Raw genomic sequence first — 2,111 nt, forward strand, 5'->3', positions numbered from 1 at the left:
CTCCCCCCTCCCCCCCCTTCCCCCCCCCCCCCCCCCCCCCCCCCCCCCCTCCCCCCCCCCCCCCCCCCCCCCCCCCCCCCCCCCCCCGGCGTCGGTGACCGGTGTCAGCCCAGCAGGCCGCCCAGGGCGCCTCCGCCGCGGGAGCTGCCGCCGGTCGAGCCGCCGGACGAGGTGCCCGTGCCGCCCGTCGTGCCACCGGTGGTGCCGCCCGTGGCCGAGGAGGGGCTGCGCGGGGCGGCGGGGGCCGCCGGCTGGCGCGGGCTCTGCGGTGCGGGGCGGACGCCGCCCGGGGTGTTGCCGGGGTGTCCCGCGGTGCCCGCCGAACTCGTCGGCGTACGGGCGGCGCCCGGCGCGGCCGGGCCGGTGGGGGTGGGGGTCGCCGTCTTCCGGCCGGGCGCGGTGGGCTTGGGGGTGCCGGGGGGCACCGCGCTCTGGGAGCCGCGCGGGCTGGCCGGGGATCCCGGCTTCCGCGGGAGGGGCGAACCGGGAAGGTGGTTGGTGGGCGGGTCGGCCGGGCCGGGCATCCGGGCGACCTCGGAGGACCGTACGGCCCCGCCGAGCGTCGAACCGATCAGCAGCGAGAGGCCGATCAGCACGGTCGCCATGATCGTGCCGCGGCGCAGTACGCGCCGTCGCAGCTCCCAGAGTTCGGCGCGCGGGCCGAGCCGCCGCCAGGCCTCGCTCGCGAGCCGGCCGTCGATGGAGTAGAAGGGGGCGCCGGCGATGACCAGGGGGCTCCACGCGGCGAGGTAGATGATGTCGGGGGCGTCGTACGCCGGAACGCTCCGCCAGCTCACCGTGACCAGCAGGGTCGCGGACAGCAGGACGCCGATGGAGGCGGCGACGCGCTGCCAGAGGCCGAAGATGGTGAGCACGCCGACGACGACCTGGAGGAAGGCGACGGTCAGACCGGCACCGACGGGGTGGCTGAGCGCCAGGTCACGCAGCGGCGAGGCGAGGGGCCAGGGGTGCAGGGAGGTCAGCCAGGTGACCATCGAGCCGCGACGGCCGCCGTCGAAGTAGACGGGGTCGCAGAGCTTGCCCATGCCGGCGTAGATGGAGATGAAGCCGAGGAAGACGCGCAGGGGGAGCAGGACGACGCCGAGGTTCATCCGGCGGCCGGGGTAGTAGGCGTGCCGGACGGAGTCGCCGGTGCGGCGCGGTCTGCCGTCCTCGTCGTACGCCTCGTCGCGGCCGTCCCGGCCGTCGAACTCGGAGTAGTCGTACGCCTCTTCGTCGTACGCGCTGCGGGTCGGGCGTACGCCGTGCAGCAGTTGGGTCCCGGGACCGGTGGAGTCAGTGGGTCCGCTGGGACTCCGGGTGCCGGTGGGGTCTGTGGGCTCGGCGGGTCCACGGGGGCCGATGACGGTGGTCGGGGCGTCGTCGACGCGGATGCGCGGCAGCACCTGGGTGGAGCCCGCGTCATGGCCCCCGGCGGTCACCGGGTCCGGGCCGGCCGCGCCGGAGTCTCTTATGGCTTGGAGGAGTTGGGTGGGCGCGGACTCGCCGGGCTCGGTCCGCCCGCTCCACACCACCGGGGCGCGCCGCTTGGCCGCGCTCCTGACGGTCGGCAGCTGCGCCGTGTCGGCGATCCCGGCGAACTGCCGGGCGGCGCGCGGGGGCCGGGCGAGCTGCACGCGGAAACTCACGTGGTTGACAACGACCTGCGCGGGGTCGGACGGAACCTTCACCGTACTCAGCGCGGGCTGGTCGTCGTACCCCGAAGAGCTTCCCCCCGTAGGTGTGCGGGGTGTTCTGGTGTCCACACTCATCTAACCGAGTGACTTGTGATTAGGACACTGCCTTGACCGACCCGAACTGTCCGAGACCCGTCAAGATCACCAACTGCGCCATCCGGCGGAGCTTGTTGAGCGGGCCGCGACGCCCGCCTCCCCACCGCCGCAGACGGCAAGAAGGGCCGGTAGCCGAAGAACTCCGCACCACCGCTGCGCGGCGGTGTCCTCAAGCGCGGGACGGGCTGCTGTGCGGTGTCCTCAAGCGCCGGACGGGCTGCCGTGCTCTGTCCTCAAGCGCCGGACGGGCTGCAATCAGCCCGTCCGGCGCTTGGGGAAGCGCCCGCCGGGCGCCCACCAACGCCGGAGGGCACGACA

The 2,111-nt window shown here is 75.3% G+C and carries 1 protein-coding gene; it reads right to left on the bottom strand.

Annotation, left to right across the window (positions count from 1 at the left end; genetic code table 11):
- Positions 1-104 precede the first annotated feature (104 nt).
- Positions 105-1,772 carry a DoxX family protein gene (locus ACZ53N_RS20270; RefSeq protein ID WP_469142211.1) on the bottom strand — a complete coding sequence of 556 codons (1,668 nt, stop codon included), beginning with the start codon at positions 1,770-1,772 and terminating at the stop codon, positions 105-107.
- Between the last annotated feature and the right edge of the window lie 339 nt (positions 1,773-2,111).

Source organism: Streptomyces sp. NPDC033229 (assembly GCF_055576875.1).